Source organism: Paenibacillus crassostreae, from assembly GCF_001857945.1.
GTDB lineage: Bacteria > Bacillota > Bacilli > Paenibacillales > Paenibacillaceae > Paenibacillus_AQ > Paenibacillus_AQ crassostreae.
The window spans coordinates 3601073-3623217 of sequence record NZ_CP017770.1 but is presented as its reverse complement, the minus strand read 5'-3'; the positions used below and the strand labels follow the sequence as shown (position 1 = coordinate 3623217).

Here is a 22145-nt window from a genome sequence, read left to right as displayed (position 1 = left end):
GACATGTAGCTAACACTCTCTTGATAGTATACTACATAGTAATAATATTAACCGTTCGAAGGGAGAAAGATTAACATGAAGAAAATATGGACGATCACCGCAACAGCAGTACTTACTCTTTCTCTAGGAACTGGTACTGTAACCGCATCTGTCTTGAATGGTAATACTGCAGACAAGATTGTGTATTCGAGCAATGGACAAGTCATCGCGCCATCAACCCCAGCTGTTAATTTTGACGGCAGTTTATATTTACCCATACGTGCATTTAGTGAAGCAACCGGAAAATATGTCGATTGGGATGAATTTCGTAGCAGCGTATCGTTAACGGATAAACCTATCTTGACCAGTACATACTCACTAAAAGCACCGAACTTAGCAGAAGGAATCAAAATGGGTGTTGGTTCCTCACTGACACATCTACCCGGGGACCCGGATAATGTATTCTACTCTACAGCTGACCGTGGGCCAAATGGTCAAATAGAAATCAATGGAACAACACTTCGTACGTTCCCATTAGCTGATTACACACCAACCATTTACAAAATTCAGATCGCAGATGGTGAAATCATAATTCTTGAAGAAATCCCCCTGAAAGTCAATGGCATCAATCCAACGACTGGTACAGCTAACATTACAGGCTTACCAAATATCGATGGCCGAGATGAATCTCCTTATAATGCGGAAACGGAGCAGCAACTCTCTTATGACCCTTATGGTCTCGATATTGAAGGTCTCGCATATAACGCGAATGATGACACCTTCTGGATATCAGATGAATACGGCCCGTCTATCGTTCATGTTAAACGTGATGGAACGATTATTGAACGTATTGTACCCCAAGGATGGGCTGAACAAGTCTCAACACCACTAGTACCTGCACGTGAGGTACTTCCCGAAGTCTACAATAGTCTTCGTCAGAACCGTGGTGCCGAGTCCGTTGGCATCACACCAGATGGTAAATACATGTTCATGGCAATGCAGAATGCTCTACGTAACCCTGATAAGTCTATGGATAACTCACGTCAAGTTCGTATCATCAAGTTCGATCTGGCAACACTGCATCCAATAGCGGAATATGCCTATCTCTTAGAAGATGCAACGAAATTCAATAAACTTGCTCAAGCTGATATAGTACTTTCTGACATGGTCGTTATTAACGAGAACACACTCTTGATCGACGAACGTGATAAATTTGCTGGTGATCAAGCACAATTGAAACGAATCTACTCAATTGACTTATCTACAGCAACGAATATTCTCAATAAATACGATGATGCCACGAATGCTTCTGGACAAACACTCGAACAAATGACCATTGCAGATCTAAAAACAAATGATATTCTACCACCATCGAAGCGTACTATACTAGATGCAGTCGAGTTCAAATATCCATATGAGAAAATCGAAGGATTATCGCTCGTGGATGGTAACAAGCTCGTCATCATCAACGACAATGACTTCGGGATAGGTAGCACTACGACGGAGAATGGTACCGAGTTGTGGACATTCGAACTGCCTTACACAATAAAATAATCCACTGACATCACATCTCTAAAGTATATAATTCAAGCCCCAAGCTGCATCTCTTGCTTGGGGCTTAAATTATCATGCCATGTCCGTATTTTGCTAGAAACTCTTCCTTTTTCTTATAATCTGGCATCACACTACCCACTCGTCGCCAGAATGATCGATCATGATTCATATGTGTTAGATGGCAAAGTTCATGGATAACCACATAATCGATTACTTCTATAGGAGCCATCGCTAGACGATAATTAAAAGTCAATTTTTTATCTGAATTACAACTACCCCACTTCGTTCTTGACTCTACGATCTCTATGGTTTTAGGTTTGACGCCCAATTGTTTCTGATATATTTTAATACGTTCTCCTACAATCTTTTTACAACTAGTGAAATAAAATTTCTTGAGGTTCTTTTTGAGTGCCTCTTCTTCTAATTCATTCGTATCTATTAGTTCATGAAGATAATATTCTTTTCCGAGATGAAGGAACTTATGCATTCTCTCTAACACATTCCTTTCTTTATTAGCAGGTGAAATTATACCTAAAACTGCGGAGTAATACAAATACAAGATCTAGGCATTCCTTTAACCCTTCTTTTTCAACCCAACAGAATTGATCTAAAAAAGGACTGATTTAAATACAAGTAAATGTAAAAAGAAGAAAAAACATAGGTCTATTCAGGCTAATTATTGTGGTATAATCACCTTGTTTGAATTATGGGAACAAAATCTCAACTAGGTGTGTGAACACACAGAAACAGGTGATCTAATGTTTGAACTTAAATGGCTATGGAAGAACCTAGAGGGAGATCGAACGAGATATATTCTAGCGCTCGTCCTTTCTGTAGTTGGCTCATCCCTCACGATCGTGAATCCGTACATTAGCCAACGGATTGTCGACACTTTTATAACTGGAGACAACGCAATACAGAATTTAACTGAGGAACGAGCGTTCTTGATTATGCTGTGTATGAGCATGATTGGCTTTTCCTTACTCCGCACCGGCCTAGCCTATTTGACAACGATGCAGTATGAGCGCTCATCGCAAAATATGCTATACCGTATCCGTATTTTTCTTTACAACAAGATTCAAGGGCAAGATATGCATTACTACGACCATAACCGTACGGGTGACCTTATGACTAAAATGACAGGTGATCTAGATATGGTTCGGCACTCGATGGCATGGATTATCAAAACAATCATCGAATCGCTGGTTATCTTCATTGCCGCCGTCATCTATTTTTTCACCATTGATGCCGAACTAACGTTGTGGTTACTCATCCTATCACCACCGATATTTGTAGTGGCCTACATATTCGCTAAGCGCGTCCGCCCTATGTATATCGACCTGCGTGAGCGATTATCCCAACTTAACACAACCACACAGGAGAATATTTCAGGAAACCGTGTAGTTAAGGCATTTGCCCGTGAGGATTACGAGATTGAGAAATTCACAGACAAGAACGTCAACTATTCAAAGGCGAACAAAACGGCTGCATTAGTATGGCTTGACTATTTTCCTTATCTGGAAACCTTCGCACAAGCCTTCAACGTGATCTTAATGCTTGTAGGTGGTTTGTTTGTCATGAACGGTCGAATCACATTTGGTGAATATGCTGCCTTTTCTTCATTAATCTGGGCTATTTCCAATCCGATGCGTAACATCGGAATCATTATTAATGACATTCAACGCTTTTTTGCCAGCTTGAGCAAGATTATTGATGTCTATTATGCTCGACCAAACATCGTCAATGAGCACAACCTTGTAGAGAAACGTCGGTATGATGGACGTATAGAGTTTGACCATGTCAGCTTCAAATACGACAATGTGAAGGTGCTAGACGATGTCAGCTTTAAGGTTGAAGCCGGAGAAACCATTGCCATTATGGGATCCACGGGTTCCGGAAAAACAACTCTGGTCAATTTGATTCCGCGATTCTACGATGTCTCAGAGGGGCGAGTTCTGGTGGATGGCATAGACGTGCGTAAGCTGGAGCTTGATCAACTTCGAGGAAATATCGGCATAGCCACGCAGGACGTTCTCTTGTTCTCCGACACAATCGACGGCAATATTGCCTATGGAGATCCCGATATTCCCGAAGAGGAGACGATCGGATATGCCCGGCTTGCTGCAGCACATGATTTCATCACCAAAATGCCTGAGGGATACGACACCATAGTGGGTGAACGAGGTGTAGGTCTCTCTGGTGGACAGAAGCAACGTATTGCATTAGCACGTGCTCTTGCAGTTCATAGTCCCATCCTAATTCTGGACGACACGACATCCGCTGTCGATCTTGAGACGGAAGAACATATTCAGCAAAGTCTGCGCGAACTTGATTATTCCTGCACGAAGATTATCATCGCACAGCGTGTATCTACGACCGCAGCAGCGGACCGCATTCTCATCCTAGAGGACGGCCGCATCATCGAAGAAGGTACCCATGCGGAATTGCTGGCGAAACGTGGTTACTACTATGAAGTGTTTATGCTCCAGAACGAAGGTATTGGAAGGAAGGTGACGACCCATGGCAAGGAATAAATTTGACATCGATGAAAATCTGGAGTCTCCCTTTGATATTAGGCATTTCCGGCGGGCTCTAGTATATATTAAAAAACAAAAGAAGCCCATGATTCTTGCGTTTGTACTGAGTGCACTTTCAGCAGGTATTGCGTTATCTGCACCGCTCATTCTACAACATGTTGTCGATGTGACCATTCCCGATAAGGATGTCTACTCGCTAGTAGGTTGGTCTGCACTCATGCTAGCTACCATTGTGGTCAGTGTTATATTGGCAACGATCCGCTCACGAATTATGACAACTGTCGGTCAGGACATTATTTTCGATATCCGTACGGATTTATTTAAACATTTGCAGGAACTTCCTTTTAAATATTACGATGACCGTCCACAAGGCAAGATTCTCATCCGGGTGGTTAATTATGTAAACTCAGTATCAGATGTGTTATCAAACGGTATTATTAACTTCATTCTAGAAATTGTGAATTTGATCTTTATCGCTATCTTTATGTTTGCCGTTGATGTACGACTCTCGTTTGTTATTCTTGCTGGATTGCCTGTCTTCCTTGGCGTCATGTTGTTAATTAAGACTCGACAACGGCGTGCTTGGCAAGCGGTGTCTAACAAAAGTTCCAATCTAAATGCTTATTTGCAGGAGAGTATCAGTGGTATCGGTGTGACGCAGATCTTCTCGCGTGAACAGCGTAACGAAGGGATATTTACGCGTCTAGCTTCTAATTTCCGATTAGAGTGGATGCGAGCGCTACGCTACAATGCCTTAATTCCATTTACAGTTGATAACTTGGCTACGATTGTGACAACCATGATCTATCTAGTTGGCTTGCTCGCATTGAGCCCGAAGGATGTTACCTTTGGTGTTATTCTTGCTATGGGTAGCTATGCTGCGCGCTTCTGGCAGCCCATTCTGAACCTCTCGAACCTGTACAACAGCTTTATCAACGCTGTTGCCTACCTCGAGCGGATCTTCGAAACTCTGGATGAGCCTGTTACCGTAAGCGACGTTCCCGAAGCGAAAGAACTCCCTTCCATTCGGGGTAATGTAACCTTCGACAACGTGACCTTCGCCTATGACCCAGGCGTTAATATCTTGGAGAACCTCTCCTTCGATGTTAAACCAGGAGAGAGTATCGCTCTTGTAGGTCCAACAGGTGCGGGTAAGACAACGGTCGTCAATTTAATTTCACGCTTTTACAATTTGACTGGCGGAAGTATTCTCATCGACGGCCATGACATTTCGCAAGTGAAGCTAAAATCATTACGTAGTCAAATGGGCATCATGTTGCAAGACAGCTTTATTTTCTCAGGTACGATCCTAGACAATATTCGTTATGGTCGGCTTGATGCCACCGAAGAGGAGATCATCGCTGCTGCGAAAACAGTATGTGCCGATGAATTCATCCGAGAATTTGAGCAAGGTTACCTCACAGAAGTCAATGAGCGTGGCTCGAAGCTGTCACAAGGACAACGACAACTCATTTCCTTTGCACGGACTCTTCTGGCTGATCCACGTGTTCTCATCCTAGATGAAGCAACCTCGTCGATCGATGCCAAGACTGAACGTCTGCTGCAACAAGGTCTGAATGAGTTGCTTAAAGGACGAACGTCGTTCATTATCGCGCATCGGCTGTCCACTATCAAAAACTGCGATCGTATCATGTTCGTTTCTGATAAGGGTATCGCAGAATGCGGCTCGCACGATGAACTTATGGCACAGAGAGGTCTTTACTATCGCCTCTACTCAGCGCAAAAGATGGAAGCACAAGTATAAACACTTACCGTCCTTATAAGGACGGTAAGTGTTTAAGCGAGAAATATAAGAAAGTATAGCGTAAAACTTATACTTTCTTATATTTTGAAAAACAAGCTCACGATTCCATTGGAATTCGTGAGCTTATTTTCATAATCGCTTTGTAGCTTAAATGAGGACTATAGTTACATTTATATAGGTTTGCGTTATTATGATATTGATTCATATAAAATCATATTATTGTAGATTTTCTAATTATTATTTGAATTGGAGGTTCAAAACGATGCGTATGTCCCCCATTACTTTGTTACGTATCGCAGGCATTTTAGACGGAATTTCGCTTCTCACACTATTATGTATTGCGATGCCATTGAAATATTATGCAGACTTTCCTTTAGCTGTGACGATTAACGGGAGTATTCATGGTGGTATTTTTGTATTTTATGTACTGACGATCATTTATGCAGCACTTCGTATTCAGTGGAGTGCCTGGTGGTCTATTGTAGCATTAATTGCTGCTTTTATTCCGCTTGGAAATTTCGCGCTTGATTGGCAGCTCACAAAGGTACAGCACCGCTATTCTATAAAACCCTTAAAGAAATCATGGCTTGTTTACGGTATTATCTTCTTCTCGTTTATTGACTTATTTGCGCAATTACCCGTTATTAGTACATTTGCAACAAGTGTTGGAGCGACGGCCTTTGTCGCGGGGATTGTTGTAGGAATGTATTCTTTTTCAAATACGTTCGGTAATATTTTGTCAGGTGTATTAACAGATAAAGTAGGACCCTTTAAGATTTTAGTGTTTGGACTCATTACAACGAGCTTATCGCTACTATCTTATCACTTGATATATGATACTACATCGCTTCTAATTGTTCGTTGTGTGCATGGTTTCTTTGGAGGACTGATTGTACCAGCTGCATTTACACTCCTAGCAAACACGACTGCTCAAGATAAATTAGGTAGTAAAAGCGCGGTCACAGGTTCGTTCATTGGAATCGCTGCGATTATTGGCCCAGCATTTAGTGGGATTCTAGCAAGCCGTACAACTGTACCCACAGTATTTACGTTTGTCGCTGTATTTGGTCTGATCCTAACAGTGACGACCTTCCTGTTCCTACGCATTCAAATAAATAAAGATAAAAAAGTGGATACAGGAGGGATATTCGAGTGGAATAAAGGGGTACTGAAATCCTTTGGTGGTGCATTCTTCCTTATGTTCTCACAAGGGGTGCTGGCTTATTTACTACCACTACATGTTGAATCACTTGGGTACAGCTCTCGTATGTCTGGGACACTTATGAGTATGTTTGGAATTATCGCAGTGTTGGCGTTTGTGCTACCGACGAACCGAATTTTTGATAAAGTTCCGTCTGTGTATACCCTTCTGATTGGCGTGAGCTTATTAGGTTGTAGTCAGATGCTACTTGGACAATCAGAGACAACGCTGACACTTTATACAGTAATGGCAATCTACGGACTGGGATTCGCCTTCTTATTCCCATCAATTAATACGCTATTGATTCAATCGACGAAGAATGAAACGCGTGGCAAGGCATATGGGTACTTTTATGCGTTCTTCTCCCTTGGCGTTGTCGTTGGCTCTTCTTTACTTGGGATGCTACCATTTGATCTAAGCTTAAGTTTCATCTTCACAGGAACCGTATTAGTTTGTTTTGGGATTCTCGTAATCACGGATACGATGCTAGAAAGACTGAAACTACATAAGGCTTGATGATTAGGAAAGTGTAGAGTACTCATTAAGTTTGTTACTAATGAATATTATGCTTTTTGAAACTACCACCCTTAACTTCTGCTACATCATATACCGTAACAAAGGCATTCTCATCAATTTCATGAATGATTTCCTTAATTTTGCTTTCCTCCAAACGGTTAATAACACATGTGATCTCCTTAAATTGTTCATTTGAATACCCACCGTAAGCATCGCTATATGTTGCCCCACGACCTAATCGATCACGAATGGTTTCTACCATTAATTCAGGTTGTTTTGTAATAATTTTAAAGGTTTTAGAACCGCTTAACCCTTCTTCAACAATATGAATTACTTTAGAAGCAATAAAGTAAGCGATGGCTGACAGAATAGCTCCTTGTAGACTAAATACTGTTGAAACAACAATAAAAACAAACATATTTAAGAATAATATTAGATCACTTGTCCCAAAAGGTAATTTTCGTGAAAGTAATACAGCTAACATATCAATCCCATCTATTGCACCACCATTACGCAATGCTAACCCCATACCAAAACCAATGATAATACCACCAACAACGGTAATTAATAAGGTATCACCTTGAATAATTGTGGGTACATGATGCATAAGACTAGTGCCGATGGCTAGTGAAGCAATACCGATAACTGAATAAATAGCGAAACTTTTACCAATTTGCTTATATCCTAACCACACAAAAGGGATGTTAAGTACAGCAATTAGGAGCCCTAACGGTAATCCAAATAGTTGTGAACCAACGATACTTAGACCTGTCACACCACCGTCTGAGACGTTGTTTGGTATTAATACTGACTCTAGTCCATATGCAGCTATTAGAGCCCCAATAATAATCAATAATACTTTTGAGAGTATCTTCAGTTTGTTGGTTTTTTGTTTTCTAGCTCGATGCATTTAATTTCCCCTTTTCTAATTAATTTCTATTTTGGTTACTACGTTCCGAAAAATAGACGATAGAAAACAGTCTATAATAAATAGCACAGTTTTTGCAAGTTGAACAACTTTTTGTTGATAAGTGTATATTTATGCACAGTATTTACCACTCGAACACAACCGACAATTTTCGTGATAAACTTACTCTAAATATAAACTTGTCTCAATAAATAGAAATAGTTATATTGTTAAATTGAAACCGGGGGGAAATCAATTGAGAACATTAATACACAAGTGGAACAAAGTCAGTCTGGTACAACGAATACTTCTGGGCATTATAGTTGGTATAGCCTTGGCTTTATCCATTCCTAATGCAACAGGAATCAGCATTTTCGGATCCTTGTTTGTATCCGCATTAAAGGCAGTTGCTCCTGTATTGGTCTTGCTCATAGTGATGTCAGCTATCTCAAAGCACAAAAAAGGCCAGCAAACGAATATGAAAAGTATTCTTGCTCTATATGGTTTAAGTACATTTTTGGCTGGGCTAATAGCTGTTATTGCAAGTTTTATGTTTCCGGTAAGCTTGTCACTTGTAACGGGTGCTAGCGACTTGACTCCACCTGAAGGGATTGTAGAAGTCCTTAAGACTTTGCTATTTCAGGTTGTCGACAACCCAGTTAACGCCTTAATGAATGCCAACTATATCGGTATTCTGACATGGGCTATCCTTCTTGGGATTGTTTTAAGAAATGCTAAAGACAGCACAAAAGACATGCTCGATAATTTTTCAGATGCCGTTTCACAAATCGTCAAATGGGTAATTAGCTTAGCACCATTAGGCATCATGGGACTTGTTTTTGATTCTATTACAGCAAATGGACTTTCTTCCTTGCTCGATTACGGTAAACTGCTTTTTGTTCTTATTGGATGTATGCTATTTATGGCGCTTGTTGTAAATCCATTGATCGTATATCTAAATATTCGTAGAAATCCTTACCCACTTGTTTTTCATTGTCTCAAGCAAAGTGGGATTACCGCATTTTTTACTCGCAGTTCGGCTGCAAACATCCCAGTTAATATGAGATTATGTGAGGAAATGGATCTGGATGCGGATACCTATTCGGTGTCCATTCCATTAGGTGCTACCATTAATATGGCGGGTGCAGCTGTGACGATTTCTGTCTTGACTCTCGCTGCTGTTCATACGGTTGGCACTGAAGTGGATTTTGGTATGGCGCTCATGCTTAGCATTCTATCCGCTGTAGCTGCTGCAGGTGCCTCAGGTGTTGCCGGCGGGTCGCTCTTACTGATTCCTCTAGCATGCAGCTTATTCGGTATTTCGAATGATGTTGCGATACAGGTCGTTGGTGTAGGTTTCATCATCGGTGTTTTACAAGACTCTTTTGAAACATCTCTTAACTCATCCTCCGACCTACTTTTTACAGCAACAGCTGAATATGCAAAGAAACGTAAAGAAGGCAAGGATTTTGTGATTAAAATTTAAAAAAATATTGATAAAAGGCAACTACGGAAAGCTTGTAGGCGAACGCTACCGCTTCTTCAGGACAATTCCGTTCTCTTCGCTACTTCGAACTTAACATGTAATTCCTGTTTTCGTATAATAAAGGAAAATTCTCATTCAAAATTGAATGAGAATTTGCCTTATCTATTTTGGGCATTGATGTTAACACCTTACATGTTTGCGTTTGAAACCAATTCGTGATTTATCTACTGCCTTTTGAATAGTATCGGAAGCGTTGAGGAACTTGCTTTTCGAATTATCTTGTGTAATTTCTACTGGTCCTACTGCCTTAGCGGTCTCAACTGCACGATCATGGAGTGGCAAATAGGATACACCCACTGTGTAAATAAAACTATTCATAGCGTATTTCGTTCGTTCGGGAGATTCGTGAATTGTATTTTCCACAAGTTCAAGCATTTTGACAATTTTGCTCTCGGAAAATTCACTGTCACGACGATTTCCCAAAAGCCAACAGTAACAACTCCAGCCCGCTGACATTCTCAGTTCTTCACCGCTTGCAATCCATTTATCGGCAACTTCTTGTGCAATATCTGATTCTGACAGGGTTACTGCAACCACAAAATCAGACAGCATGTAAAAATAAGCCGTATCTATCCAACGATCATAATCTGCTCCAGTCATGGCTTGGGGATCCGCAATGATACCAGCAAAGTACATGGCGTCGTAATTCCCCGTGGCGTAAAGTTGCTCAGCCAAAGGTTGATTTATTTTAATTTTCTTGAAGATGGGTTTCATAGCACCAGTTGCCACGCCAAAAAGCGGTTCGTGTGCGCCATTAGATATATAGATTTTCTTGGTTCGTTCCTTGCCGAGCTCCTCAAGCTCCTGCATAACTGTTTCTAAATTCATTGTTAACACTTCCTTCATTTATAAATTGGAATCCTTATTGTCATGGAATTGGATTTAGTAATGTCAAGAACGACAAATTCCCTTTACCTAAACGAGATAGTACTTCCTCCTTCGATAAGACAACCTTAATACCGTCTTTTGTCTCCTCCATATCCTTTAAAAATACAATAGCGTCAGAAACCAGTATACCAGACTCTTCGAAATAACGAATATCATCCACTTTTTCTAAATGAGAAGAATAGTAGTTCGCAATGACACAAACCAAACGATGTTTTGCCAAATAACAATATCACCTTTATAAATCAGAATGAAGTAAAGAAACCCTACGATTAATCGCTCGTATTCTTATGAGGAGCCTTACGAATTAAGCCGAGAAGGAACTTGGCGACGAGATCGCGAGATTCAATAGGATGGACAAGGGACAGCCTTTCAAGCAATACGAGCATAGCATAAGACAGCAGCTCACCTTGAACAACCGATTCAAACGATTCATCATTGAAGTAAGAAGGGGCTCTGGAAGCCATTGCCCTAAATACTGTTCCCGCCGCTTACGCGCCGATTTGAATAAATCTCGACAGCGATTAGTTACCATTTTGCACTAATATGCTTTAGGTTCAACCAAACGTTCCAGCTTTACATCATGCAACTTCAGGAATACGTCCTGCACAGCATCCTCCGCATCGGAGACCGATCCAGTCAGTTGGAAGGAGAGTAAGCTAATACCAAAAAAATAAGCTTCTAAAACCGTATTCTGAAAACGGAAAAACCGAGTGAGATCAGGAATGTTACCTAGGATCTCATCCGGTTAATTTTATGCCTTATAAGGGTATTTAATTTGTCTTTTATATTCTTATTCACGGATCTACTCTGACTTATTGCGACATTATTCCGATTTTGGAAAGTCTTTATTTGTTATAGCATGAGTTTATTTGTCTGTTTCAAATTCCTTACCAACAATGCCACGCACTCCACATGTGAAGTATTCGTTGAAATCATAATGAATCTCGATACTGCTATCCCTACGATGTTATTATCGATTTTAGTTAACTGCTGCTATCTTTAGTAAGAATTTTTTCACTTATTTTTGTAAGAAAAGTCTTCCACTTTTCTTGAAATTCTTTGTCGGTTGGAGACATTCCGGTAATCATTTTTGTTGCATCAGCAAAAACAAGCGGATAAGTGGTTAAGCTGGTTATCGCTAAGGTCAATAAGGCAGGGTCCAAATCTTCAGGAACAAGTCCAAATTCTTGTTTAGAACTTAGATCCTCAACATAGGATTGAAGAACTTGCTTTCTTATTGTATTCCTATGCGGGTTATCTGGTTGGTCTTCAAGCGCTTGCCAAGCTGTAAACTTTAGAAAATCCATTCGATATTCTATGTTTACTTCTAATCGATGCTCTGCCAGAAGCACTGGATTAGTAGGTGTTTTTAAAGAAATTGGCAGATGTTGAGAATATAGGTTCTCCATCACCGCTTCGAAGATCTCTTCTTTCCCCTTAAAGTAATGATATAACAATTGCTTCTTAACATTCGCTCTCGTAGCGATCGATTCTATTCGAGTACCTGTGTACCCTTTCGAGAAAAATTCTCCTCTTGCTGCTTCCAGTATCTTTTTCCGCGTACGTTCCGCGTTTCGAATCTCACCCAATTTTTCATCTCCATTTTATGAATCGTTAATCAAACTATAAAAGTTAATTTAACATGAGTCAAGTTGATACAGTCAAATCACGCTATATTACTTGACAAAAGTTAAGTTAAAGTAAATAATATTCATGTACAACTTTATAATTGTAAAGTAAAGGAGGCAAGATGATTGGAAATTAGAGGAGAATCTATGTCACAGGAATTTATTCGTTCAAACACGGAGAATCGAAAACTGAGAAAAGTAATTATGCTAATGCACATATCGCTGGATGGTTTCGTTCAAGGAGAGCAGGATTGGGACATAAGTTGGATCTCTTTTACTGACGAGCTTGGCCAATATTCGAAAGATATTCTGAGCACAGTGGACACAGTCATGTGGGGGCGTGGAACGTACCAGGGTATGCAGAATTACTGGACTTCGGTGCCGGGTAATCCGTCGGCGTCGGACTATGACAAGGGGCACGCAGAATGGATTAACAAGACGACTAAAATTGTGTTTTCCACCACTCTGGATCAAACGGACTGGGCAAACTCCAGGCTAGTGAAGGTAAATATGAAGGAAGAGATCATTCGCCTTAAGGAGCAACCTGGAGGAGATATCATCATCCTCGGAAGTCCAAGATTCGCAAGCAATGTCACCCGACATAGACTAATCGATGAGTATCGGATTAACGTCCACCCGGTTATCCTCGGCAGTGGATTACCTCTCTTTAACAACCTCACAGACCGGATCAAGCTGAAACTCGTCGCAAACCGAATATTCCAATCGGGAGTTACAGGGCTTGTCTACCAGTTGGATAATTAATTTCAAGAAAGAAAGAGGGAATGAAAAATGGGAAAAATCATAGCTTCGATTTATCTATCACTGGACGGAGTCATGGAAGAGCCGGCTTGGACAGCACCTTTCTGGAATGATGAACTGTCCGATTTCCAGGGCGAAGTGTTTAAAGTGAGCGACGCGCTTCTTCTGGGGCGGGTTACTTACGAAGGTATGGCCGCGGCATGGCCCAATATGGAGGAAGAGGGTGCCGCCAGGATGAATTCTATTCCTAAATATGTACCTACCACCACACTGGGAGAACCCCAATGGAACGCGAGTTTCATCAAGAACAACATGATAGAAGAAGTGGCTAAGCTTAAGCAGGAAACAGATAAACAATATTTGATTTATGGCAGCGGTCACTTGACTCGCTCCTTGATGGAGCACAATCTTATCGATGAATATCACCTTATCGTCTGTCCAGTCGTATTAGGCAAGGGCAAACGACTTTTTACAGAACAGAATCCAAAAAACTTGAAGCTGGTAGACGTTAAAAAAACATCAACTGGGGTGGCCATTTTAACCTATCAAGCCTCAGAATGAGTTGACAGAAATATTTTTTTGGAATCAGTCGATTTTGTCATTACTCATTCGTTGTCTTCATAGAGGCTGAGAACAAGAACAGTCCAAACCAGGAATGAAAGGATGTTATAAGATGGCAAAAATCACAACTTATATTATGTCGGAGGACGCAAAAGCTCAAGCTGAGTTCTACACCCATGCGCTTGGTGGAGAGATCCTCTCCGTTATGACGCATGGGCAGCTTCCTGAAGCAAAGGAAGAGCTCAAGGAAAAAGTCGTTAACATGAGTCTGATTGCCGGAGGAATTAACTTCTTAATGTCCGATTCCGTATTTGAGCCGATAATTCGGGGGAACGCCATAAATCTGTCTCTCGAGTTCGCAACAGAGGCCGAAGCCCGCGAAGCCTTTGATAAGCTATCTGAAGGCGGTAATGTGAAGTGCCCGTTGGAGCCAGCGTTCTGGGGCGCCTTGTTCGGACAAATCGAAGACAAATTCGGCATAATGTGGATGATCACCACCGTGGGACCGACTGCCTAAAAATAAGAGCATGAGCAAAAAGCCCGCCCGAAACTAATATCGGGATGGGGCTTTTGGTTAGTAGCCCAAGTGAACACAATTACAACCAATGCTTCAGAGCCATACTGTCACATCTCATCTATTCTTTCAGCACCATCAATATTAAGCACTCCACATGACTGGATTATGTGCATGTTGGAGCAAATACATCGATTTTTCGACGTTTAATCTGTTGGGTCTGTGATAAGCTATCATGTATATGCCGTTAGCTCAGCTAATTATTTTCACCAAAGTTTATTTTCCACATTTTTTCTGCATTTCCGCATTATGGTAATTTTTTCAGTTATATTGTGCAGCTTTTTTATAAAAACTTTGATGTTTGCGCTCCAAAGTCTGGGGAAAGTAATGGTTGTCATATCTTCATCAAGTGGTGAGAAACTCCAACTTATATATAGAATCTACTTTCTCCAGAACTCTTTGGCTTTCTTGTATGAATTTTTTAGGCGTAATTTTGCCCTTATTGATGCAGACGCTCGTCTTTCCCAGCTCTCTCCGAATGATTTCATTAAGGAACCTCCATTTGATTCAATCCCCGGATCAGCGACATCCCTTTTCTCGCATCAAAGATTATCCACTCTTAATGTAACGGATCTACCCCGATCCGATCTATACGGACCGCAACATCTTCGCTCTGCAGACCGATCCGTCCCTGAAGAAATGGTGAAGCACTGCGATCGGTATAAGAAAGAACCGATTCGCTTGAATTGCCCGTATATACCTCAATCGTTGCACCTCGCACAGACACCTTTAAATGAAACTTTCCATCCACTCCAGGGGCATTCGTTCCCCAGGCCACGCTTTTTAACGGGATAATGCCATAGTTGATTTTATCAAGATGCAAACCTTCGGCATCGGCATAAATATAATACCCGCGGACAAAATCGGACCGGTTCTGGTTCTGATCCAGCCCATTTGCCGGTTCTGTAGCCCGAACGAGCAGACCCGCTCGCCCTTCATTCTCCATTCGCTGTAGATCGGCCTGAACGCTATAATCGGACCAACCGGGTTCGCCAGTCAAGGATTTGGCAGGTGACACCGAAGAAGCCCGCAGTTCTCCGTCCTTCACAGACCACATGCCTTCAAACCTGGTCCAACCAAAATCATTGCCATCATCAAAGTTATCCTCCCATTTCTCGACAGACTGGTAACGCTCAACCCGAAACCAGTCAAGGTCCAGAGTTCCACCTGTAATTTTCAGCTTCCAGCGTTGTTGCCCCGCTGGCAACATGATTTCCCCTGAGGATACCGTCTGCCATTCTCCCGCTTCCTCCTTAGCTGCCGAGAATCCCGCAATCTCCCTGTTATCCTGGTCAACCAGTTGGAATGCCACACTCTCCGATAGAGGACGGATACGAAACCGAATCGAATATGGCGCGGATTCCCCTGTATTCACTAAGTAGTTCGCCCAGTCCCCCGCTAGCAATCCGGACAGTACGTAACCGTCGTTACCATCGCTCTCCATACTCATAGTGCCCGGGCGATATGGAGAGCTGGCATCCACATCTGCTTCCTGTGTAACCCCATAGGTTTTACCTTCCTTACCTTCCTCAAAATGAACCGCTTGCACTTGTCCCGGCAACGGCTGATAGTACCTTCCGTCACTGCTGCCGTTCACATCGTTGTTGTACGCGACGTAACCGAAACACACATCCAGTCCAACCGCAGCATAACCGATGGCGCCTCCACCTGTCGCCGACGATCCGGCGTATTTCTGCATCTCGTCAATATATACGTGCAGATTGGCGTTACCGACATTCCCGACAGGAGCATGCTCGATCCGGATTTTATGCCACTGACTGTAATCAAAGTCTTTGGGTAGATCAGCTTCTCCAAGGATATGGTCTGTCCCGCCGGAACGTTCAGTCAGCTCCATCCGACCCAACTTGGGATTCAACCATACCGCTCCATAGTTTTTTTCATCCTTGTACGAGAAGACTGCTCCGATCCTAGACTCCGCTTTCGCTTCGCTCTCCGCGCGAAGATAAAACTCTGCCGTAAACCCAGACTCCGTCTCGGATTTAGTCCGTATCATAGCTGGGCCAGTCGTATCCCCCGCCTGGACAACAGCTCCCTTATCGCGATCGATCGACCAGTTTCCTTTCCCAGATTCAAGCCACGCTTTGCCGAGCTTATCCCGCTCAAATCGGTCAAAAAATACAGGCAAAGCCGGAGCAGGTTGGGGCGTGTCTGTGGGTCCGGCTACAGAGAATCTGTTACCGTCCCAGAAGAGCCGGTCCATGTTCATATGGCGCAGTGGCCCTACAATGCCCGGCCCCTCCAGATTATGATAAATCATGTACGTGGAATCGAGATCCGGCCCGGTGACAAGCGAGTTATGACCCAGCCCGACCGTTTTCCCTTCCGTTCGTACCAGAACGGGATTCTCTTCAAACGGCTTGAATGGCCCTAAGGGCGACTCACTGACCGCCGCATTGATCCGGTAACCATTGCTGAAAACATGATTCCCGGTATAGGTCATATAGTACAACCCGTTTCTTTTAAATACTGTCGCCCCTTCAGTCCACCCATCCATAAACGCTCCTGTGGGAGCACCAGTAGCCGTTACAGACAACGGTGAATCCATCGGTGCAGCATCGATCCCTCCAGTTCCCGCATAATAGAAATACCAGGTCCCATCATCGTCCACGAAAGTCGAGGCGTCAATCGTTCTTCCGAAATTGTCCGTCACCACACGGAAAGGTCCCACGGGCGTCTCACTTTCCAGCACATAATGGCCATTTCCCGCCGGGGAAGTATACATATAAAATTTGCCGTTCCAGTACCGGACCTCGGGCGCATACGCAGCTGTTGTAACCGGATCCTCCGTACACAATCCGCGATACGTCCAATCCATCAAATCCGGTGAGCTCCATACTTTGACCCCAGCATCCGTATCTCGCGTGCTCACGTACAAGTAATAATACCCGTTAAATGAAAAAATAAAGGGGTCTCCAAGTCCATACTCTTCCCATTCATCCGGTAATGACATAGGGTTACTCCAAGTCCGGGTCGGCTCTTGCTCCACAGGTGAACAAGCCCCCGCTGCTAGCAGCAGTATAACGATCACCAGCCATTTTCCAAAACGCATAGCAACGATCTCCTTTCCCTCAAAAGAAAAACGGCAGACCGTTAGATAACGTAATCTGCCGTTTGTCTAATTAAATCCGGGTTCCTTCCACTATAGAGCGAATCATATCCAGCGAAAGCTTCGGTTTCCGGTCATAAGTCAACAAACCGTTAATCTCCTGCTCCACATCACTGAATTGTGTGTAGCAGAATCCTTGAATGACCGGAGATTGCAGCATTGGCTCCACGATGTTCTTCAACCGCTCTGCAAAATCTTCCTCATTGACCGCCCCGGAGTATCCCCATCCTTCCCACTCATTCTTCTTGAAGGAGATACCTCCGAACTCCGTTGCCAGAATCGGTTGACCCGCATAAGGGAAACCGGGGACCAAAATCCACCGATTGCCCGGTTGGGCGCTTAGTGCCGCATCCTTGGTAGCATACCGCTCCGTCAACACTTCGCGTCGCCATTCATAATCATGAACCGTCACCAAATCGGTGCTCACTAACTCCCATCCATCATTCGAAATGACAGGACGTGTCGGATCTAGTGATTTCGTCATATGATAGACCGATAATGCGTGTTGCTGTTGCTGCTTATCAACCAGAATATTGGGCACGCCCCAACTCTCATTGAGCGGTACCCAGGCCACGATACACGGATGATTATAATCCCGCTCCACAGCCTGAATCCACTCCTTGGTCATTCGCGCCACATATGACTCTGAGAATTGATAAGCATTCGCCATCTCTCCCCAAACCAGCAGCCCCAGGCGATCCGCCCAATACAAGTAGCGCGGGTCTTCGATTTTCTGGTGCTTACGCGCTCCGTTGAAGCCCATTTCCTTCGTCAATTCCACGTCCCGGCGCAGTTCATCATCACTCGGGGCAGTCAATATGCCCTCTGGGAAATAACCTTGATCCAGCACCATTTTCATAAAATAGGAGCGGTTATTCAGCAGTAATTTTCCATCTTCTATGGATATTTTCCGCATGCCGAAATAGCTCTTCACCGTATCCGCAACCACACCGTCTACACTTAAAGTTAATTCCAGATCATATAAATTCGGTTTCTCAGGCGTCCACCAGCGTCCCAGACCATGGTCGTTGAAATCTTCAAGATGAATATGGCGATTGGCTGACTCATGTCGCAGCGAAAACGTATCTTCCACAACAAATTCTCCCTTAAATGTAATGGCAGCTTTTACGCTAACCACGACTCCCGGGCGATAACCGGACAGAAAAATGTCCAATGCAATATTATTTTCGTCTATATCTGGAGTCAACCGGATTCTCCGGATATGTGTTTCCGGTACCGGTTCAAGCCATACACTCTGCCAAATTCCGGTTGTGCGTGTATAGAATATCCCCGCGGATTTCTCTTCCCAGAACTGTTTGCCCCGCGGTAAAGTCACATCCCGGCTATAATCGGTTGCCTTTACTACGACGGTATTGTCACCTTCAGCAAGGACATCTGTAATGTCGGCATGAAACGGCGTATGTCCGCCTTCGTGTTGCACTACAACCTTCCCGTTCACCCATACTTTCGCTTCATAATCTACGGCGCCAAAATGAAGGAGCAACCGTCCCCTTTTATAATTTTCCGGTAAGGAAAATACTTTCCGGTACCAGACGATATCATGAAATCCTGTATCACCTATTCCGCTTAATTGGCTCTGGTAACAGAAAGGTACGTTGATTTCACTGCCGAACACATGATCTTCATACCATGCTTCTCGCTCCCCCATCCCTTCGTCGTCATAATCGAATTCCCATTCCCCGTTCAAGCTCATCCATGCCTCACGTATAAATTGTGGACGGGGATATTCATTGCGTACTAGTTGGTCAGCCATTGTTTCTACTCCTTCTTTTCCAATAGTTATATCTTAGTTTTATTTATATGAGCAGTGCGGCGCGTTGGCTTGGTAATAATCCATATGCAGAATCCGATGACCCCAAGCAGCCCAAGTTCCATCCACAACGTATCCAGCAACCCCAATAGTAACAGCGGTTGATTTGATTTCAGCGCAAAGATAAGTACGTTACTCATGACTAGGTACCAAAGTACATTCCGCCCTATCGCTTCCAGCGGGAAGAACGGCAGCGGATATTTCTCCATCAACCGAGACAATAGATAATATCCGTACAACAATAATGCCGGTCCAACGACCCACCAAATCGAGGGTGGAAACCGCTCAGGCAGGGAAGCATTCGCCGACGAGAGCCACTTCCAGACAAAAGCACCCGAGGCAATTACTGCTCCAGCAAGCACACGTAAGTCCCAAGCGATTCGATAGCGGGCAAACAACATGCCTAGCAGATAATAAGAGAAATATTGCATCACTGGAAATGAAGCAAAATCTCTTGTACCAAGCAAAGGAGCCAAAGCAACCACCTGGATCGCCTCATAAGGAATAAATGTGGTCAACAGCAGGATTCCCGCCATGGAGAACCCCATCCATTTTCGTCCGATCACCCATTTTAATGGAACAAACAACAACAAACCGAGAACGATCAAATAAGTAAAGGATGACAAAAACTCAGACCAGCCCGGCATGTCGCTCAGTAGCAGGATTGGCCTAATCGTATTCCATTCCAGCGGACGTTTATCAATAAACAACCGAAATGCCGTCCCGGAAATATAAAAGGCTAATAGGGTTTTAATCGCCGTTACCAGCATACGGTGCCAGACCCGCGAGAACGGCTTGCTATAGTAAGCCAACTGGCATACGTAACCGAAGCTGAACACAAAACCAGAGAACGTGATCAAGTTAATGACATCGATAAATTGTTGCCCTTGCGGGAAGATCATCTGGTCGCTGAAGAATTGCAAGCAATGGCAATAGATCATCCCAAGCACTAACAGACCCTTGAATATATCAATCTCTCTTTCACGCTGATGCGTTGCCGTTAAGCCTCCGCTCATCCTTTAATTCCCGAGAGACTGACTCCCTTGATGATCTGACGCTCAAATATCAGGAATAGAAGCATGATCGGCAGAGAAGCTATCGCATTAATAACCATCGGCTTCACATAATCTTCCGTATACTGGTTCATTAATGTAGGAATCCCCATCGGTAACGTGAACAGGTTGTCATCGGTAACTGATAAGAACGGCCAGAGGAAATTGTTCCAAGAGCCGATAAACGTTAGAATAGCGATCGATACGAGCGCGGGACGGGTAAGCGGAAGCATGATACTTACGAATATCCGCCAGAGACCGCCGCCGTCCATCTGAACACTTTCTAGCAGATCGTTCGGGATTCCGTCAAAAAAACTCTTAAGCACTATAATGGCGAAGGGTGAAGCTAGAGCCGGAAATATCAGTCCCATGTAAGAATTCAAAATTCCCATATCTTTGGCTACCTGGTACAGCGGAATGAGGATCGCTTCCCCTGGAATAAGCAGGCCAGCGAGAACGAAAAAAAACATAAACGTCCTGTACCTGAACGGAACCTTGGACAATGCAAACCCAGCCATTGCAGAGATCATCAGGGTCAATAGGGTTACACAAACGGCTATAAAAAAACTGTTCCAAGACCAACTGATTAATTTCGTTCCTGTAATGATTTCATGATAGACAGCGAAGGAATACGGTGGTGTAAACCAGTCCACTACGGACGTAATTTTCATGCCTTCCTTTTTCACCGATACCACAAGCATCCAGATCAGTGGAAAAACAAATAATAAGGCCATAAACATTGAAACAATCCGATAGAACCATTTCATCTCTAGTCAACCTCCTTCCGGTTATTCATCCAGTACTGCAGACCAGACAGCACAAGAAGAATAACAAATAGCATATAGGACATGGCGGATGCATATCCAAGGTCATTCTTACGGAAGCCCGTTTGCCAAATCAGTTGTATGACAGGACGAGTCTCATCCAACGGCCCCCCGCCAGTCATGACATAGATCTGCATAAACACTTTAAAAGAGGCTATGATTTGCAGCATGGTTATCGTTTTGGTAATCGGGCTGAGCAGTGGGAGCGTAATTTTCCAGAAAACTTGGGAATCGCTCGCTCCATCCAAACGCGCCGCTTCATAGACCTCATCCGGTACATCCTGCATTGCCGATAAGTACAAAATAAAGTTAAAACCGACGGTCCACCATAATGTTAATAGCGAGATGGCGATCCAGGCCAAATTCGTCTCTGATAACCAAAAGATCTCCGAACTTTCAGGAAGCAGCTTCACCCAATGAAGCAAAGAATTTATAAGCCCCGTATAAGGCTGAAATACAAACAATCCTAGAAAGGAGGCAACCGCCACGGAAAGGATACTCGGAATAAAGAACACGCTGCGGTAAAATCTTTGTAGCTTAGAGTTACGATTGGCTATGAGTGCCAAAATAATTGCCAATATGATCATTAACGGCGTTGTGATGATTACAAAAATCGTGGAGTGCCAGATGGATGCCCAAAAATCTTGATCATGAAACATCCGTTCATAGTTGCCCAATCCAACGTACTTCATCTTCTTGATAAGCGTCCATTTATAGAAGCTCATCTCCACGCCCTTGATCATTGGCCAGATGGTAAACAGGAAATAAACGACCAAGAAGGGGAGCAGGAACAGGAATGCCTGCACATCTACTCTCAATTTCTTCATTTTCATAAGCGCATTACCTCCCCATATGACCGGCAGACTTTACGGCAAATGCCGCAAAGTCTGCCGAAT

General features: G+C 43.3%; 17 protein-coding genes and 2 pseudogenes. 8 read left to right on the top strand and 11 right to left on the bottom strand.

Going from position 1 to position 22145, the window contains the following annotated elements:
• Positions 1 to 75 precede the first annotated feature (75 nt).
• Positions 76 to 1533 (top strand): esterase-like activity of phytase family protein, encoded by a 1458-nt coding sequence (locus LPB68_RS16710; RefSeq protein ID WP_068661115.1) that lies wholly within the window; start codon positions 76 to 78, stop codon positions 1531 to 1533.
• A 64-nt stretch (positions 1534 to 1597) separates the two neighbouring features.
• On the opposite strand, the pseudogene LPB68_RS16705 reads toward LPB68_RS16710, so the two are convergent.
• Positions 1598 to 2014, bottom strand: a pseudogene (locus LPB68_RS16705) (M48 family metallopeptidase); the annotation flags it as partial.
• 277 nt (positions 2015 to 2291) lie between these two features.
• Between LPB68_RS16705 and LPB68_RS16700 the strand changes: the two are divergent.
• The 3 genes from LPB68_RS16700 (at position 2292) to LPB68_RS16690 (ending at position 7552) form a co-directional block, all read left to right on the top strand.
• Positions 2292 to 4067: an ABC transporter ATP-binding protein gene (locus tag LPB68_RS16700; RefSeq protein ID WP_068661114.1), complete on the top strand. Its 1776-nt coding sequence runs from the start codon at positions 2292 to 2294 to the stop codon at positions 4065 to 4067.
• The gene (locus tag LPB68_RS16695) at positions 4054 to 5835 is read left to right on the top strand and encodes an ABC transporter ATP-binding protein (protein ID WP_068661113.1); all 1782 of its coding nucleotides are present in this window, start codon (positions 4054 to 4056) and stop codon (positions 5833 to 5835) included. Before LPB68_RS16700 ends, LPB68_RS16695 begins: the two co-directional genes overlap by 14 nt.
• 262 nt (positions 5836 to 6097) lie before the next feature.
• A complete protein-coding gene (locus tag LPB68_RS16690) occupies positions 6098 to 7552 on the top strand; it encodes an MFS transporter (protein ID WP_082865837.1) in 1455 nt (484 codons plus the stop codon).
• A 37-nt stretch (positions 7553 to 7589) separates the two neighbouring features.
• Here the strand turns inward: LPB68_RS16690 and LPB68_RS16685 are convergent, their stop codons facing one another.
• The gene (locus LPB68_RS16685) at positions 7590 to 8462 is read right to left on the bottom strand and encodes a YitT family protein (protein ID WP_068661108.1); all 873 of its coding nucleotides are present in this window, start codon (positions 8460 to 8462) and stop codon (positions 7590 to 7592) included.
• A gap of 253 nt (positions 8463 to 8715) precedes the next feature.
• On the opposite strand from LPB68_RS16685, the gene sstT reads away from it, so the two are divergent.
• Entirely contained in the window at positions 8716 to 9945 is a 1230-nt protein-coding gene (gene sstT, locus LPB68_RS16680; RefSeq protein ID WP_068661107.1) for a serine/threonine transporter SstT, read from the top strand.
• A gap of 180 nt (positions 9946 to 10125) precedes the next feature.
• On the opposite strand, the gene LPB68_RS16675 is transcribed toward sstT, so the two are convergent.
• From LPB68_RS16675 to LPB68_RS16665, 4 genes and pseudogenes are all read right to left on the bottom strand, one after another.
• Complete coding sequence (locus LPB68_RS16675; protein ID WP_068661106.1) at positions 10126 to 10833, bottom strand: DNA alkylation repair protein; 708 nt, start codon at positions 10831 to 10833, stop codon at positions 10126 to 10128.
• Positions 10834 to 10873: 40 nt separating this feature from the next.
• On the bottom strand, positions 10874 to 11113 hold the full coding sequence (locus tag LPB68_RS16670) for a hypothetical protein (RefSeq protein ID WP_068661105.1): 240 nt from the start codon (positions 11111 to 11113) through the stop codon (positions 10874 to 10876).
• 88 nt (positions 11114 to 11201) lie between these two features.
• Positions 11202 to 11554 (bottom strand): annotated as a pseudogene (locus tag LPB68_RS23460) (sigma factor); the annotation flags it as partial.
• A gap of 322 nt (positions 11555 to 11876) precedes the next feature.
• Entirely contained in the window at positions 11877 to 12482 is a 606-nt protein-coding gene (locus tag LPB68_RS16665) for a TetR/AcrR family transcriptional regulator (protein WP_068661104.1), read from the bottom strand.
• A 165-nt stretch (positions 12483 to 12647) separates the two neighbouring features.
• Between LPB68_RS16665 and LPB68_RS16660 the strand changes: the two genes are divergently transcribed.
• The 3 genes from LPB68_RS16660 (at position 12648) to LPB68_RS16650 (ending at position 14358) form a co-directional block, all read left to right on the top strand.
• Positions 12648 to 13283: a dihydrofolate reductase family protein gene (locus tag LPB68_RS16660; RefSeq protein WP_232510310.1), complete on the top strand. Its 636-nt coding sequence runs from the start codon at positions 12648 to 12650 to the stop codon at positions 13281 to 13283.
• A gap of 27 nt (positions 13284 to 13310) precedes the next feature.
• Positions 13311 to 13841, top strand: a complete 531-nt coding sequence (locus tag LPB68_RS16655; protein WP_068661103.1) for a dihydrofolate reductase family protein — start codon at positions 13311 to 13313, stop codon at positions 13839 to 13841.
• Between the two features lie 112 nt (positions 13842 to 13953).
• Positions 13954 to 14358, top strand: coding sequence for a VOC family protein (locus LPB68_RS16650; protein ID WP_068661102.1), 405 nt, complete (start codon positions 13954 to 13956; stop codon positions 14356 to 14358).
• Between the two features lie 616 nt (positions 14359 to 14974).
• Here the strand turns inward: LPB68_RS16650 and LPB68_RS16645 are convergent.
• The 5 genes from LPB68_RS16645 to LPB68_RS16625 all read right to left on the bottom strand — a co-directional run bounded on the left by LPB68_RS16645 (position 14975) and on the right by LPB68_RS16625 (position 22082).
• Positions 14975 to 17485 (bottom strand): family 43 glycosylhydrolase, encoded by a 2511-nt coding sequence (locus LPB68_RS16645; RefSeq protein WP_068661101.1) that lies wholly within the window; start codon positions 17483 to 17485, stop codon positions 14975 to 14977.
• Positions 17486 to 17555: 70 nt separating this feature from the next.
• Entirely contained in the window at positions 17556 to 19316 is a 1761-nt protein-coding gene (locus LPB68_RS16640) for a glycoside hydrolase family 2 protein (protein WP_068661100.1), read from the bottom strand.
• Between the two features lie 26 nt (positions 19317 to 19342).
• Positions 19343 to 20389, bottom strand: coding sequence for an acyltransferase family protein (locus LPB68_RS16635; RefSeq protein ID WP_068661099.1), 1047 nt, complete (start codon positions 20387 to 20389; stop codon positions 19343 to 19345).
• Positions 20386 to 21192, bottom strand: coding sequence for a carbohydrate ABC transporter permease (locus tag LPB68_RS16630; protein WP_068661098.1), 807 nt, complete (start codon positions 21190 to 21192; stop codon positions 20386 to 20388). The genes LPB68_RS16635 and LPB68_RS16630 overlap by 4 nt, the downstream gene beginning before the upstream one ends.
• Before the next feature lie 2 nt (positions 21193 to 21194).
• Positions 21195 to 22082: a carbohydrate ABC transporter permease gene (locus tag LPB68_RS16625; protein ID WP_068661097.1), complete on the bottom strand. Its 888-nt coding sequence runs from the start codon at positions 22080 to 22082 to the stop codon at positions 21195 to 21197.
• Between the last annotated feature and the right edge of the window lie 63 nt (positions 22083 to 22145).